Origin of the sequence: Blautia sp. AF19-13LB, assembly GCF_003479105.1 — a bacterium.
Lineage (GTDB): Bacteria > Bacillota > Clostridia > Lachnospirales > Lachnospiraceae > Fusicatenibacter > Fusicatenibacter saccharivorans.
Map to the genome: position 1 here is coordinate 390 of NZ_QUGO01000078.1, position 216 is coordinate 605.

The following is a 216-nucleotide window of genomic DNA, read 5'->3' on the forward strand; positions in this document are numbered from 1 at the left end:
AGAGAAAGATGCGGCCTTTTTAAAACTGTACGATGGCCATGACTGGAAATGGTTTGCTGCGCGGCTGAAACATACGGATATGGAATACTTAAGAAAACACTGGTCGGGCAAAAAAGCTTCGGCTCCAACGTTGGAGAAAAAGCACGACAAATATTTTCTGCGTTTTACGTATGCGGAAGAGGTATCTTTAAACCGGACACCTGTCAAAGAACAAAC

Annotated in this window: 1 pseudogene; it reads left to right on the plus strand. The window is 43.5% G+C overall.

From position 1 onward, the window contains the following. Nucleotides 1-216: pseudogene (locus DWX32_RS19985) on the plus strand (IS200/IS605 family accessory protein TnpB-related protein); the annotation flags it as partial.